Here is a 14,432-nt window from a genome sequence, read left to right as displayed (position 1 = left end):
GCACAACTCAGATTGGTTACTGGGATTGGTTACTGGATCAATTCACGCCAGCTTTGCTTGGTGCCATAGCTACCATTGCTTTTTTGCTTGAAAATCACCGTGGCCTTGCTGGAACCCGACAACCCAAATATCTGGTCATCCAGGCTTAATTGCTGCGGGGTAGGGTCATTACTGCCAGTCACCACAACATGCGGCACGCCATTCCCGTCATAGACAATATTAAAACCAACGGCGGGTGTGGTCATACGCTCAGAAATGGCACCACCAGGCAACAAAGAGCCGCCTTTTTTATAGTTAAAGAAGTTAAACCAGCCATAGCCGGCACCACTACAAGCCTCGCTACTTGGTACAAGTGTTGGCATCATCAGGGCGCCATTGAGTAACAATGGATCCAGATTGACACGTTCCCCTACAGGAAAATCCAGCACCCAGCCATAGCCAGAATCAAAATTCACCGTGCCAGTGGAGGACACCGTACGATCCCCGCTTAACACTTGCGTCGTTAACTGACTACGGCCAATTGGCGTGGTCTGCCCGCTATCCTTGAACACATAGACTGAGTTCTGAGGCGTATTGGTCAAATCGGCAGGCTCCAGAAACTTGCCAGTACCCACCATGACCACCATATTCTTATCGACCTTGCCCAACTCTGGCTGGGTAGTCACTTTTTGTGCAGTACCGCCACCCGAAGTCAAGCTGGCAATTTTATTGACGGTATTGGTATTGATATTAAAACGCCAGATATTGCCATTTAAATCGCCACCATAGACATTTAATACCGTGTTGTTCTCAAACATTTGCTCAGCGTAGCCGGAAATTTTTGCCAAGCCGCTCGGGTTGGCAGCATCCCCCTCGCCAGTCGTCAATGTTTTTAACAGGCTGCCTGTTCTGGCATCGAGGACATATAAATAGCCACGGCCATCGCCGACCGGATTGTTTGCAACAAAGGTGCCATCGTTGAGTTTGCGAGCATTGGTGCCGTTGTTGTACCCAGAAGTCAAAAGCACCACCCACCGCCCATCCAGCATTTTAGTCACCATCGGGTTACCAAAGCTGTAGCCTAGCGTATTGTTTATGCCATCTGGCTGAGCATAAAACTCCCAAAGGACTTGTGGGTTTTCCGGTGTGGTCACATCCAGCGCAAAATAGCCACGCCCGCCCCCGTTTAGCCCGGAAACCAAAATCGTACGCCACTCCGCATTGTCCCCGGTGCAAGCTGAGATACAGATATCCGTGACCACCGGGCTGCCATTGACATAATTGGTATGGTAATTGGCACCATATTCCTTATCTGCCAGATTGGCCAGATTCGGAATGACTGGAGATGGGATAAAAGCCCATAGCTCTGTGCCGTCATTGGCATTGAACGCATGTAGCATGCCATCGTTAGCCCCGACATAGACGGCGGCTGTACGTGTTTTAGCCCAAGTTTTGTAAGCTTTATAGCCGGGATCGAGATAATCAACGTTCGAAGCCCTGAAATAACTGGGGCGAGATTGTGAGATATCGCCCAGTGTTGCCTGCCGCTCTCTGAATAAGCGGTTGGCAGGCGCTGTATTCATACTGTTGTCTTCATAGGTCTTATTCCCAATCAGGTAATCAACCAGCTTGTCGGCTTTTTGAGTATCTGTCATTTTCGGATCGGTGGCAGGCAAGGCTTTCATCTGGCTTAAAGCGTTATAACCTTCTTCCAGTTTAGTTCTATACGCTGCCGGTAAATTACCAGGTTTAAAGTCAGCACGGGCATTGTTATTGTTAAAGTAAATTTTACGTTGCCCAATTTGCGTTTTGAGCTTGCCATCACAGCTACGGGCAATGGGCACATAGCATGCTGTTGCGTCACCAAAATTCAGCACTGATCCCAGAGAACCGTTAGCGTTGCTACAAGTTGAATCGGTGGAGTTGCTGGTTTTGCAATACAAGTTACTGTCTGGTCCGGTATAGGCTGTAGCTGGAGAGGTACAGGCCTCGGCCGCCACATTTTCCACACACCAAACTGCGGTTTCTGAGGTTTGCAAGGAATTGGTATTGACCGTCCGCGCTTCCAGGTTACCCGTCCATTTTACTGACTGATAACTGGCCACATACTGGAAGTTATCACCATTGGTCGGCGCCAGGCTACTGGCCGCAGCCGCGGCACTCGCACCCTGGATGGATTTAATCTCCGACAAACCCTTGGCCAAGGACTCGCGCAACAGTTTGGGGTTGCTGGCACTATAGTAGGTGCCGCCAGCATTCACAGCAGCATGCCATAAATCATCAATGCGGGTGCCGTTTTCCGCCAGAGTGGGATCAGGCCAGTTTTTGCGCATGGGCATCGCGCTTAAGTCTTTAAAGTCGCCCATGGTCTGCGTTTTATAATCATCGGTATAAAGCAGGGTCCCTGCAATGCCCAGGCCCAAGGTCAAGGTGACCATGTTTTGCTTGGGGTAATCCGTCGCCGTGCCACAAACGGATGAACCCAAAGATCCCGTGCAATTGGAGAGCGTGCTGTCACGGATATCCGTGTCATAAAAATACTTGGCCGTATCCGCCAAGGTATTGGATTTGTTACTGCTATCAAACTGTGGCGCAGGCGTACTGCCGCCATCCTGATTACCTATCGCAGTTGACCCATTAATGCGCGTAGGATTGCCGGTATCGTTCCAATAGCCGTCTGTGGTCAACAAGGTAAAGTTGGATTGGCAGGCATACTGCATCGGATCATCGGTTCCTAACGTCTTTTTGCCAGCATAGTGTTTGCCCACATTGGCAAGGGCAGTGCGCAACGGCGTCCCGCCACCAGGATTGACTGCAAACAATTTATCGTACCAGGATTGCTTTTGCGAGCTGTCAAAAGGAGCCAGCGGCAGATAATTAGAAGATGAATTATTAATCGTCACAAATCCCACCCTATACCTGGAATCCAGGGCTTTAAACGCTTGGCTGGCGGCAGTTTTCATCGAGAGCATGCGTGTACGATAATAGGTGACCCAATTAGCATAATTGGTAAACTCTTCGCTATAGGTGCAAGTAGCCGCAGCACAATCGGTTCGCTCGGCGCCTTTGCTGGTTGCCCCCGGCGCGCTATAACTGGTTTGGGCAGTCGTAATTTCCTGATATATCAGGCTGCCAGGAATATCCGTGTTATTTGTGGATAACTGTGTGGCCGTATAGCTGCCTCCCGACCCGGAAAAAGTCACTTGTATCGGACTGGCCGGGTTGAGGGCATCCCCGGCAAAGGTACTAAAATCAAAACTACTGCCATTGTTGCTGATGACAACATTGCCTGCCAATTTGCAAGCGCCTGTCATGGAGGAGTTACAGAGATTATTTTGTACGCGGCTAGAGACTGTCGAGGCGTTGGAACTCGAGGTGGTCGCGGCAGACAGCAACTCAATATTATTGATTTTGACGCTGGTCACTCTCACCGAACCACTGATACTAAAACTCAGCCGATACCGCGCGCTTGGTTCCCTCAAGTAAACATAGGTATTGCTATCATTCACTGTAGAGACATTATTGCGGATGCCCTGGCAACGGTCTTGCGTCCCACCACTGGAATCAAGTGTTCTTTTTTTAGAGGCAGCATCCGAGTTACACCAGCGCAAGGTGGCCGGATAATTATAGGCAACGCCATTCACCGTGGTTTTAGTTTTTGAAACTACACAACTGGTCAATGCAGGCGTGGTACAAAACTCACCCGGCACATAAGCGTAGTAATAGGCTGATGAGCCTCGCGTAATATTGCCATACACTGTGGTGACGTTTTCAGAAAAACCACTGAACGAGGTTTTATTGGCAAGGCTCGTCCCCAAGTAATTGAGCGGTGTACTGTAGGTCACTTCAGGGTTATAAAACTGTGTATTGTAGGCCGAGTTACTAAATAACCAGTCGGCGGCATCATAGGTATACCAGGACCAGCCGCTGGAATAGGAACGGCCATCAGGATCATCCGCGGCCCAGTCAGGGGTATAGTTGAAGCCCATACTGCCGGAGTTATCCAGCACAAACATCAGATTGGGTTTTACATCCGAGCTCCCGGAAGTTTGCAGCGGCATGGTGGCCAGGTCGAGAAACTCCGCCATGACCAAACCAGGCAATGCTAGTATCAGGAAAACAATTGTATGAAGGCAACGTGTTGGTTTCATCATTCCACCTGTTTAGTTGGAGATAAATGACTGCATATAAGTCACCGTATTTTTAGGGCCAGCGATACGCAAAGTAACGCGGTAGAGTGGCGAGTCCGAACTTGAGACGCAACGTTTGAACAGCTCCATGTTGTTGATATTGTGTGAGCAGTTTTCACCATTGTTGGGCGAGCTGGCCATCATGCAGCGCGAAGCATTGGTGGCTGCACTGCCTGCATTAATTTCGGCATTGCTGAAGTTACACATGCGCTCAATGACAAAGCGAATCTGATTACCCTGACGGTCCATGCCATTACGAATTTCGTCATTGCCGTCGGTCTGGTTAGGGACCTGGCTACTGTTGCTGTCATCCCAGGTCATGGTAGTGAGCTGCTTGCCATCACAAATTTGTGCATCCGGATTAGTATCAAACTGACTGCAGTTTGCGTAATAGCCAAGCTGCGGATGATGGGTGGTACTCACCTCAAGCACGACGTTTTTGGCAATATATTCAGTAATCCCTTCTAGCACGACATTGGCCGTGGTCGTCGCGGATTGGCGATAGACGAGGTTGCCGGACACCAGCGCATTGGTATCTACGCTACGGATCAAGGCAACGGCAGCAATAGACATCACTGCCAGCGCCAGCAAGGCAAAAAACAAGACGATCCCTCGCTGCGCTAAGGGCAGCCGGGCTTGATTGGAAGGGGTATACGGATCAGAGCGCATCACGATTCCAAAGAATATTTCTGAGAGGAATGTTGGCCTCAAAGGTCCGGTAGCGATACTGTTGCCATTGAGGCACCGCTGTTAAATCGACATTGGCAGGATTGGCATCTGCCTGCCAGACACAGACCTTGGCGAGCCCGGCAACGGAACCATTACAAGCCTGGCTAACGGCTTTTTTCTGTAGATTGCCATCCCTGGTCACCACCGCAATGCGGATGGCACGGATACGGTTTCTGTCGATGAGCGAAATCGTGTCACCAAAGATGCCGGTGGCATCCACCCAGCGGTCAACCCGGTTTAAAAAGCCGGCAGCCGTGGCCGAGGGCGATGCAGGATCAATGGTGTCAGAGATGCCATATTGCGCCTGCAAGCTCACTATGTCACTGGCAACAGGGATCGCAGCGGCATTGGGGAAAGGATCTGTCCCTGGCGTGCCGCCGCTCCTGGTCAACTCCAAGGTGCCACTAACACGGTACTCATACTGGTTCCAGGCGCCCAGGCAAGAGAATCGTACCCAGTCAGCCCCGTTCAAAATCGTTACCGGGCTGGCGGTGGGTGGCGTATTGAGCTCGCTCAGCGTATTGATGGTCCGGTCAGCGTTTAACTTTTTCAGCCTGGCCAGACTACAGTTGGGACTGCTCGGCGTTTGGTGATAGAGCACCACATCGTTTTCCTGGCAGCCAATCAGGCGGCCATCCAGGGTAGGCGTAGTAATCGTGCCCGTCGCACGCAGTGACGCACCTCCGCTGGCCGGATTACCATAGCGAATGCGCACAATATCACTGCCTGCGCCGCCATCCACAATCACCACGGGTGATAAATTGATGACGACGCCCCCTTGATTGATGGATGTCTCTATCGGGCACAACAACGGGGATGGGTCTGAGCTGTTATAAACCGGCAGTCCATATCCGGCATTCTGAGCATCACGCTGCATGTAGTACATGGCCAGCACGCCATTCGACTGAGCATCGCTACCGCCGGTAATGGCACGTTTTCTTGCTTCAAAACCGGTAAACAGGTTGCTGATCGCCAAAGTAGCCACCAGGCCAATCAGCAACCCGACCAGGAGCTCTACCAGGCTAAAGCCTGACTGCAACCGCTGTGATTTTGTGCCTACCCTATTCATCTGCTGGCCTTTGCTCAGGGTGTGACATCAAACAAATAGCTGGACGCATTAACTAAATGGCGCGTGCCGCCCGGTACTTGCCAGCCCACCGTGACGGTGATCATGCTGTTGGTGATGGCAGAAAAACTCAGGGTGCCGTTGGGTAACTGGGTTTTAATACTTTCCGTATCCACCTGGCTGACATAAGTCGCAGCATCACCGCCATAGGCCATCAGATTGGCAATATGGGTCTGTGCAATCAGCTGTGCCTCGGCACGGTAACGATTGTCACTGCTATTCTTGATCATGGCGCTTTGCAAGCCAACCAGGGCCAGCACCCCCATGCTAAAAATCACGACCGCCACCATCGCCTCAATCAATACAGATCCGGCTTGCTGGCCCAAGGTGCGTCGCGCCCTGTTAATGGATGTTTTTAACATGCGCGGGTATCCCCAACCGTGGTCACCGCAGGGTCGCAAACCTTGACGTTGCCGCCTGCCGCCAATGTCACTCTCAATGCTTTACGTTCTTCTGCCTTGACCTGGCTGTTACTCACATTCACCATGGTCAGCGCATCCGGGCTGGCCGGGTCGCGCGTACCAAAACTGCTAAACACCGCGGTATAGTTATCTGCAGTCACGGTGACATTGCTGGATGCGCCTTCGGTGGCACTTTTCTGGGTGATGACCGCTGGGCAGGCTGGCGTGATGGCAACGCAGCCAATCTGCCAGGCACTGTTGGTTTGCAATGTGAATTTCACTCGACTATTACGCTTGATCGCTTCGGCACGTGATTGCTGCAGACCGTTCCTGACAGACTCGGCCACGGTTCTGATTTGCGAATTGCCAATCGCCGTCTGAAAAGCCGGGATGGCAATACTGGAGACCGCCACCATCACAACCACGGTGACGACCAGCTCAATCAAGGTAAAGCCTTGCTGCTGCATTAGCAACTTCCTGAGGATGAAGTCAGCCAGCAAGTGGCGCCAGTGGTGCCGTCGTAAATAGAGGTCTTGGCGTTATCCTGGTTGACGGTAAATGAAAAATTACCCATGTTCTGCGCTGACTTGCCTGTCGCTTTCAGGGTGTAAGTCGTCGCTGACTGGTTATCAATCGAGTAATCGAAATACTTGGCATCACTTGGGTTGCAGACAAAGCCCACATAGGTAAAATTATCCTGGTAAAACTGTTCGACCTGCACCCGGCAATTGGCCAGATTGGCAGGTGCCTCCGCCGCATTGCCACTTTTGACATAATCCTGGTAACCCGGCACAGCAATGCTGGCGAGCAAGCCGATAATGGCCACCACCACCATCACTTCAATCAGACTAAAGCCTTGTTGTAAAAGACGCTTCATGAATATCCCCTTTTTGCACAGCCTTATCATGCAAACAGCGATTCTTCCTGTCTAGCAGTAGCCGACTAGCGGTTACCCCTGGCCGACAAACGGTAGACTTGGCCCAAGCACGCGCGACCAGGCATGGGCCTGCGCAGCTTTAGTGGTAAAATCTGGCTTTATTTTGATTGGACGCCAGGATCATGTTTGCCAGCTCTACAAAATTAATAGCACTTGCGCTGCTGTTATGCACACTGAGTGCTTGTGGCCTCAAAGGCAATTTGTATCTTCCTGAGCGTCAGTATCCTCAACCACAACCACAACCGCCATCAGACAAGTCGCCATCGTGATCCCGTTTTCAACCCAACAAGGCCTGCTACATGCCGAAAATGTAGCCTTGCGTGATATTGCGCAAACCCACCAAACCCCCACCTACGTCTATTCGCGGACAGCACTCACGCAGGCGTTTGAGCGTTTTGCTGCCGGGCTGCGTGGGAATGACCATTTGATCTGTTTTGCCGTGAAGGCCAACCCTAGCCTGGCGATACTGAATCTGTTTGCCCGCCTGGGTGCCGGCTTTGACATTGTGTCTGGCGGTGAGCTGGCCCGTGTAATTGCAGCTGGCGGTGATCCGAAAAAAGTCGTGTTCTCTGGCGTTGGTAAATCCCACGCTGAAATTGAGGCCGCCCTTGAAGCAGGGATCTATTGCTTTAACGTAGAGTCTATCAATGAGCTGGACCGTATCCAGCAAGTGGCGGCTCGCTTGGGTAAACAGGCCCCGGTTTCGTTGCGGGTCAATCCAAACGTAGACGCAAAAACCCACCCCTATATTTCTACCGGCCTTAAAAATAACAAGTTTGGCGTTGCATTTGAAGATGCACTGGCTTTGTATGAAAAAGCGGCGCAATTGTCCAACATTGCCGTGCATGGCGTCGATTGCCATATTGGCTCGCAAATTACCGAGTTATCGCCGTTTCTAGATGCGCTGGATAAAGTCCTCGGTTTAGTAGATGCGCTGGCGGCCAAAGGCATCCCTATTCAGCACATTGATGTCGGCGGCGGCGTAGGCATTACCTACAGTGACGAAAGCCCGCCTGACTTTGCCGCCTATACGGCTGCCATCCTGCAAAAACTGGCAGGCAGAAACGTCAAGGTGCTGTTTGAACCCGGCCGCGCGCTGGTCGGCAATGCAGGCGTATTACTGACCAAAGTCGAATACCTCAAGCCAGGTGAGACCAAAAACTTCGCCATCGTCGATGCCGCCATGAACGACCTCATGCGCCCTGCCTTGTACGACGCTTTTCACAATATCACGACCATTGCCCCGTCTACGGCACCGACTGCGGTCTATGAAATCGTAGGTCCCGTCTGCGAAAGTGGTGACTTTTTAGGCCATGACCGGACGCTGGCAATTGCTGAAGGCGATTATCTGGCCATACACTCTGCCGGTGCTTATGGCATGAGCATGGCCAGCAACTACAATACGCGTGCACGCGCCGCAGAAATACTGGTCGACGGCGATCAGGTGTATGTGATTCGCGAGCGCGAGCAGATTGCTGATCTGTTTAAACTGGAGCGCGTCTTGCCGTAACATTGGCCGTCATTGCAATTTTTCAGCAGTAATCAACAAAAAACCGAAGCATTTGATTGCTTCGGTTTTTTTATTGTTATAAAGATACGTGTTAATCAAAAATCACGGTCTTGTTCGCATAAAGCAAAATACGATGTTCAATATGCCAGCGCACGGCTTTGGAGAGCACAACCCGTTCCAGATCACGGCCTTTCTGAATCAGGTCCTCCACCTGGTCACGGTGAGAAATACGCGCCAGATCCTGCTCAATAATAGGGCCCTCATCCAATACCTCAGTCACATAATGGCTGGTCGCACCAATCAGCTTCACGCCGCGCTCAAATGCCCGGTGATAGGGGCGCGCGCCGATAAAGGCTGGCAAAAATGAATGGTGGATATTGATAATCCGCTGAGGATAACGGGCGACAAACTCGGGGGACAGAATCTGCATGTAGCGTGCCAGCACAATCAGGTCAATCTTGTGTTGATCAAACAAGGCAAACTGCTGCGCTTCAACCTCAGCCTTGGTTTCCTTGGTCATCGGCAAATAGTGAAACGGGATGCCATAGAACTGCGCCAGTTTTTCCGTATCTTTATGATTACTGATAATGAGCGGAATCTCGCAGGCCAGCTCGCCACTATGATGGCGGTGCAGCAGGTCTACCAGGCAATGATCATATTGCGACACCATGATCGCCATGCGCGTTTTTTGCTCAGACAATTTGAGTTGCCAGGTCATGGCAAAGCGTTGCGCCACCGGGCCAAACGCCTGCTCAAAATCGGCCACCGCCACATTGAAATTGGTCAGGTCCCACTCGACGCGCATCAAAAACAGATTATTTTCCGCATCCTGATGCTGGTCTGCGTGTAAAATATTGGCATTGTGCTCATACAAAAATTGCGCAATCGCCGCCACAATCCCTTTGGTATCCGGGCAGGTAATCAGCAAGGTAGCAGTGTTTTTCATAACATGGGCTTTAAGTGAGCAACAAAAATGCAGATTATACCTGATGCCTGCCAGCCCTTGTGGTTGACCTTGGCACTTGCAGGCACAGACAGCAGCAGACTCTTGACGGAATTCATTATGCAAACAGAAGTGACACCTGAGATCGTATTGGCCAACCCGCGTGGCTTTTGTGCGGGCGTAGACCGTGCCATTATTATTGTCGAACAGGCACTCGAAAAATTCGGCGCGCCGATTTATGTGCGCAATGAAGTGGTTCACAACAAATTTGTCGTGGGTCAATTGCGCAACAAAGGCGCCATTTTTGTTGATGATCTGGAAAAAATTCCGGCAGGCAGCATTGTGATTTTTAGTGCGCATGGCGTTTCCAAGGCGGTGCGCGCAGAGGCAGAGTCGCGCGGCCTGACGGCGTTTGACGCCACTTGTCCGCTGGTGACCAAGGTGCATATCGAGGTCGCCAAAATGCGCAAAGATGGTCTGGAGATCATTATGATCGGCCACAAAGGCCATCCAGAAGTCGAAGGCACCATGGGCCAGTCCGAAGCAGGCATGTATCTGGTGGAAACCCCGGAAGAGGTGACCGCCCTCACCGTCACCGACCCTGACAAACTGGCCTATGTGACACAAACCACCTTATCGGTGGATGACGCCACTCAGGTCATCAACGCCCTCAAAACACGCTTCCCCAACATTAAGGCACCCAAAAGCGATGATATTTGCTACGCCACGCAAAATCGGCAGGACGCGGTCAAAATCATGGCCAAAGACTGTGATCTGGTGATTATTGTCGGCTCACCCAATAGCTCTAACTCAAACCGTTTGCGTGAAGTTGCCAAAAACCAGGGCGTAGAAGCTTATATGGTCGATAATGCCAGCCACCTGCAAGCAGGCTGGTTACAAGGTAAAAAGAAAATCGGCATTTCTGCCGGTGCCTCAGCACCTGAGGTGTTAGTACAGGAAGTGATTGCTGCTTTGAAAAACATGGGGGCTAACCAGGTGGAAGAGTTGCAAGGGGTAGTGGAAAACGTCGTGTTCCAGCTGCCCAAAAACCTGGTCAATGCAGAGAAGCGCAGCACGGTTTAAACGCTTGCCGCATTGATTGGCTGGCCGTCCCTTGCTAAGATTGGCAAACAATGTTCGCCTTGTTTGCCGGTGTAGCTCAGTTGGTAGAGCGGTTCATTCGTAATGAAAAGGTCGGGGGTTCGATTCCCTTCTCCGGCACCATCCACACATCAAAAAATTCCGACCGGCCACCGGCAAAAAAAAGCCCAAGCCATTTCAGCTTGGGACAAGCAATATCCTCGGGAAAGGATAGTCGGGAAACTCGCATGTGATTGTTGTTAACTGCCATTGCGATTGAATTCCACTACACTTATTCACGTATGCATGATTTGTGCCAAATCATTTAAACAGTCCAAGCACTTGATTTTAATTGAATAAATCTAGACATGGGGCGCACTCGCCCACACGAATTGATTGATATCAACCACCACTCTGGTTTCATAGAACCAAATTGGTGGTTATTCAGCGCGCGGACGGCGCAGGTCGGAAAACAGCGGGAACAACAAAGGCAACAACAACAGTGTGAACAAGGTCGCGGTAATTAACCCACCGACAATCACCACCGCAAACGGCCGCTGGGTTTCGGAGCCAATGCCATGCGAGAGCGCCGCTGGCATCAAGCCCAACCCGGCCATCAAGGCCGTCATCAATATCGGGCGCAAGCGGGCAACTGCGCCTTCAATCACCGATTCCGACAGCTCTCTGCCTTCGCGCATCAAACTCTTGATCTGCTCGACCATGATCACCCCGTTTTGCACCGAAATGCCGGCCAGCGCAATAAAGCCGACGGCGGCAGAGACAGACAAATGCAGTCCGGCCACGGCCAGCCCCGCCAGGCCGCCCACCAGCGTAAATGGAATCATCAGCAACACCAGCAAGGCATTTTTGACCGACTTGAATGCCCAAAACAGCAAGACAAAAATCAACAACACAGACAAGGGCACAATCACCATCAACCGCTTCATGGCCCGTTGCTGGTTTTCAAATTGTCCACCCCAGGTCATGCTATAGCCAGGCGGCAGCTTGACCTTTGCCTCGACCTGCTGCATGGCTTCTTGCACGAAACTGCCCTGATCGCGGTCTGTAATATTGGCTTTGATGGAGACAATACGCGAGCCTGATTCGCGGCTGACACGAGAAGCCCCTTCTTTGATGGTCACCTCGGCCACCTCGCTGAGCGGGATGCTACCGTTTCCATTTGGTAAGGCAATCGGTAACTCGTCAATATCATCCACAGAATCGCGGAAAGGTCTGTCCAGCCTTAACGTAACATCAAAATGCCGGTCCCCATCGTAAAACGTATTGGCCGGATTGCCGGCTAAAGCGGTTTGTACCGTATTGTTAACATCGCCCGCCATCAGGCCATAGCGCGACAATTGGGCACGGTTAAGCGTGATATCGAGCTCAGAGTTGCCTGAAATGCGGACTGCCGCCACATCGGTTGCGCCACGCACGTGATTAATGACATCGACCACCTCTGCCGCTTTCTGCTCGAGAATCGTTAAATCCGGGCCGAAAATCTTGACTGCAATTTCACCTTTCACGCCAGACAACGCCTCTTCCACACTGTCCTGAATCACTTGCGAAAAGTTGGTGGGCACGCCCGGAATCTCGTGGATACGGCGCGACATATCCTTGATCAGCGATTCCTTATCGGCAAACTTCCATTCGCTGTGCGGCTTAAGATCAGCCAGAATCTCCATGTGGTAGGGGCCCTTAGGGTCGGTACCGTCATCTGGCCGTCCGACATGCGACACCACCAACCTCACCTCTTGGTAGCTATTCAGAATCTTGCGGATTTCTCGCTCGATCTCTTTAGTTTTTTCCAGGCCAGCCGAGGGTGGCAGATCAACGGTGAGCCAGATATTGCCTTCATCCAGCTTGGGGAGGAATTCAGAGCCTAACATGGGCGCAGAGAGCACGGATATAACCAAAATGCCCCCGGATAAAATGACCACCCATGCGCGGCATTTGCGGGTTTTAAGCAAAATATGACGATAGGCATTTTGCAAGCTTTGCATCCAGTGGCTGTGCTTTTCCGCCATATCCTCACGCTTCATGGTGTATGACAACAAGGCTGGCACCAGCGTCAAAGTCAGGATAATGGCGCCCAGCAAGGCAAAACTCAAGGTGAATGCCATCGGCGAGAAAATTTTTCCTTCTACGCGTTGAAAGGTAAAAATCGGCAAAAAGGCAGTGATGATGATGGCTTTGGAGAACAGAATCGGGTGCCCCATATCAATCGCCGTGCTTTTAAGTGTCTGCATGCGCCAGGCTAGCCCCATATTGCCCTGTGTTTTATCCACCTCAGCCACCGCCAGGCGCACCATCAGCGCCTCTACCAGTACCACTGCACTATCAATAATGATGCCAAAGTCTACCGCTCCGAGCGAGATCAGGTTGGCGGAGACACCGCGTAAATCCATGACAATAAAGGCAAATAACAGGGATAACGGAATCACCGAAGCTACAATCAGGGCGGCGCGCCAGTTGCGCAAAAACACTACCAGAATCGTCACCACCAGCAACGCGCCGACAATCAGGTTTTCTGCCACAGTATGTACGGTGTGATGAACCAGGCCGGTGCGGTCATAAAAAGGCACGATTTTGACGCCGGGCGGCAGGGTCTGATTGACCAGATCCACCTTCTCGCGCAAGGCGTCGATCACTTTGGCGGCATTCTGGCCCTTGGTCATCAGCACGATGCCTTCAATAATGTCATCCTGCTGATTAAAGGAAACGATGCCTGAACGGGGGCGATCACCAATCACCACCTGACCAAGGTCGCTGACCAGAATAGGCTTGCCATCCCGCGTATCCACCACGGATTGCGCAATATCATCCAGACTGCGAAACAGGCCGATGCCACGCACCACCAGCGACTCGTCGCCTCTGTGCATGAGTCCGCCACCCACGTTACTGCTGTTGTTGCTGACCGCCTGGTTAACCTGATCAATACTCACATCAAACTTTTTCAAGCGGTAAGGATCCAGCTTGATTTGGTATTCCTTGACCGTCCCGCCAAAACTGGTGATATCAGCCACCCCTGGCACCATGCGCAGTTGCGGGATAATTTTCCAGTCCTGGATAGCGCGGATTTCGCGTTGCGGCATTTCTGCCGGCGCTTCAACCAAATAGCGGTAAACCTCCCCCACCGCCGTCGTCAGCGGTGCCAGCGTGGGTTGCAAGCCGATGGGCAAGCTCACCCCTTGTAAACGCTCTAACACCTGCTGCCGCGCAAAATAATCTTGCGTGCGCTCGGCAAAAGTGAGGGTGACCACGGAGAGCCCGGTAATAGACACCGAACGGATTTGTGCCAGTCCAGGTACCCCGCTCATCCCATGCTCAATCGGCAGTGAAACAACGCGCTCGACCTCTTCTGGCGCCATCCCTGGTGATTGTGTCACGATAATCACGTGCACATCTTCAACATCGGGGAAAGCTTCAATTGGCAGGTTTTGCACCGCAAACCAGCCGAAAATCATGAGCACAACCGCGCCAATCAGCAGAAATACACGCTGTTGCAGTGAGAAGGTGATCAAGCCTTTTAACATC

The 14,432-nt window shown here is 51.7% G+C and carries 11 protein-coding genes and 1 tRNA gene; 4 read left to right on the top strand and 8 right to left on the bottom strand.

What is annotated here, in order from left to right; all coding sequences use genetic code 11:
• Positions 1-29 precede the first annotated feature (29 nt).
• The 6 genes from ACT53G_RS11230 to ACT53G_RS11205 all read right to left on the bottom strand — a co-directional run bounded on the left by ACT53G_RS11230 (position 30) and on the right by ACT53G_RS11205 (position 7,302).
• Positions 30-4,067 carry a pilus assembly protein gene (locus ACT53G_RS11230; protein ID WP_476169436.1) on the bottom strand — a complete coding sequence of 1,346 codons (4,038 nt, stop codon included), beginning with the start codon at positions 4,065-4,067 and terminating at the stop codon, positions 30-32.
• A gap of 75 nt (positions 4,068-4,142) precedes the next feature.
• Positions 4,143-4,838, bottom strand: coding sequence for a pilus assembly PilX family protein (locus ACT53G_RS11225; protein ID WP_379074054.1), 696 nt, complete (start codon positions 4,836-4,838; stop codon positions 4,143-4,145).
• On the bottom strand, positions 4,828-5,967 hold the full coding sequence (locus ACT53G_RS11220; RefSeq protein WP_476156066.1) for a PilW family protein: 1,140 nt from the start codon (positions 5,965-5,967) through the stop codon (positions 4,828-4,830). The genes ACT53G_RS11225 and ACT53G_RS11220 overlap by 11 nt, the downstream gene beginning before the upstream one ends.
• Positions 5,968-5,981: 14 nt before the next feature.
• Complete coding sequence (locus ACT53G_RS11215) at positions 5,982-6,386, bottom strand: type IV pilus modification PilV family protein (protein WP_194749008.1); 405 nt, start codon at positions 6,384-6,386, stop codon at positions 5,982-5,984.
• Complete coding sequence (locus ACT53G_RS11210; RefSeq protein ID WP_194749009.1) at positions 6,380-6,892, bottom strand: GspH/FimT family pseudopilin; 513 nt, start codon at positions 6,890-6,892, stop codon at positions 6,380-6,382. Before ACT53G_RS11210 ends, ACT53G_RS11215 begins: the two co-directional genes overlap by 7 nt.
• Positions 6,892-7,302 (bottom strand): type IV pilin protein, encoded by a 411-nt coding sequence (locus tag ACT53G_RS11205; protein WP_194749010.1) that lies wholly within the window; start codon positions 7,300-7,302, stop codon positions 6,892-6,894. Before ACT53G_RS11205 ends, ACT53G_RS11210 begins: the two co-directional genes overlap by 1 nt.
• Positions 7,303-7,484: 182 nt before the next feature.
• On the opposite strand from ACT53G_RS11205, the gene lptM reads away from it, so the two are divergent.
• Complete coding sequence (gene lptM, locus ACT53G_RS11200; RefSeq protein WP_476169435.1) at positions 7,485-7,631, top strand: LPS translocon maturation chaperone LptM; 147 nt, start codon at positions 7,485-7,487, stop codon at positions 7,629-7,631.
• Positions 7,628-8,872 carry a diaminopimelate decarboxylase gene (lysA, locus tag ACT53G_RS11195; protein WP_476169434.1) on the top strand — a complete coding sequence of 415 codons (1,245 nt, stop codon included), beginning with the start codon at positions 7,628-7,630 and terminating at the stop codon, positions 8,870-8,872. The genes lptM and lysA overlap by 4 nt, the downstream gene beginning before the upstream one ends.
• 91 nt (positions 8,873-8,963) lie before the next feature.
• Here the strand turns inward: lysA and purU are convergent, their stop codons facing one another.
• The gene (gene purU / locus ACT53G_RS11190; protein ID WP_379074045.1) at positions 8,964-9,818 is read right to left on the bottom strand and encodes a formyltetrahydrofolate deformylase; all 855 of its coding nucleotides are present in this window, start codon (positions 9,816-9,818) and stop codon (positions 8,964-8,966) included.
• Positions 9,819-9,935: 117 nt separating this feature from the next.
• Between purU and ispH the strand changes: the two genes are divergently transcribed.
• Positions 9,936-10,898, top strand: a complete 963-nt coding sequence (gene ispH / locus ACT53G_RS11185) for a 4-hydroxy-3-methylbut-2-enyl diphosphate reductase (RefSeq protein ID WP_476169477.1) — start codon at positions 9,936-9,938, stop codon at positions 10,896-10,898.
• Between the two features lie 65 nt (positions 10,899-10,963).
• Positions 10,964-11,039: transfer RNA gene (locus ACT53G_RS11180), tRNA-Thr, on the top strand.
• A 296-nt stretch (positions 11,040-11,335) separates the two neighbouring features.
• Here the strand turns inward: ACT53G_RS11180 and ACT53G_RS11175 are convergent.
• Entirely contained in the window at positions 11,336-14,431 is a 3,096-nt protein-coding gene (locus ACT53G_RS11175; protein ID WP_194749013.1) for an efflux RND transporter permease subunit, read from the bottom strand.
• Between the last annotated feature and the right edge of the window lies 1 nt (position 14,432).

It is taken from the genome of Methylophilus sp. DMC18 (assembly GCF_056314005.1).
Note: the sequence above shows the minus strand (reverse complement) of the source record. Positions and strands in the feature narration are given on the sequence as shown.

Bases quoted from the DNA above. Each gene is read 5' to 3' on its own strand.
- ACT53G_RS11225 (WP_379074054.1), bottom strand. From the start codon at position 4,838: ATGCGCTCTGATCCGTATACCCCTTCCAATCAAGCCCGGCTGCCCTTA.
- ACT53G_RS11230 (WP_476169436.1), bottom strand. From the start codon at position 4,067: ATGGCGGAGTTTCTCGACCTGGCCACCATGCCGCTGCAAACTTCCGGG.
- ACT53G_RS11205 (WP_194749010.1), bottom strand. From the start codon at position 7,302: ATGAAGCGTCTTTTACAACAAGGCTTTAGTCTGATTGAAGTGATGGTG.
- ispH (WP_476169477.1), top strand. From the start codon at position 9,936: ATGCAAACAGAAGTGACACCTGAGATCGTATTGGCCAACCCGCGTGGC.
- lptM (WP_476169435.1), top strand. From the start codon at position 7,485: ATGTTTGCCAGCTCTACAAAATTAATAGCACTTGCGCTGCTGTTATGC.
- ACT53G_RS11220 (WP_476156066.1), bottom strand. From the start codon at position 5,967: ATGAATAGGGTAGGCACAAAATCACAGCGGTTGCAGTCAGGCTTTAGC.
- ACT53G_RS11175 (WP_194749013.1), bottom strand. From the start codon at position 14,431: ATGTTAAAAGGCTTGATCACCTTCTCACTGCAACAGCGTGTATTTCTG.
- ACT53G_RS11215 (WP_194749008.1), bottom strand. From the start codon at position 6,386: ATGTTAAAAACATCCATTAACAGGGCGCGACGCACCTTGGGCCAGCAA.
- purU (WP_379074045.1), bottom strand. From the start codon at position 9,818: ATGAAAAACACTGCTACCTTGCTGATTACCTGCCCGGATACCAAAGGG.
- ACT53G_RS11210 (WP_194749009.1), bottom strand. From the start codon at position 6,892: ATGCAGCAGCAAGGCTTTACCTTGATTGAGCTGGTCGTCACCGTGGTT.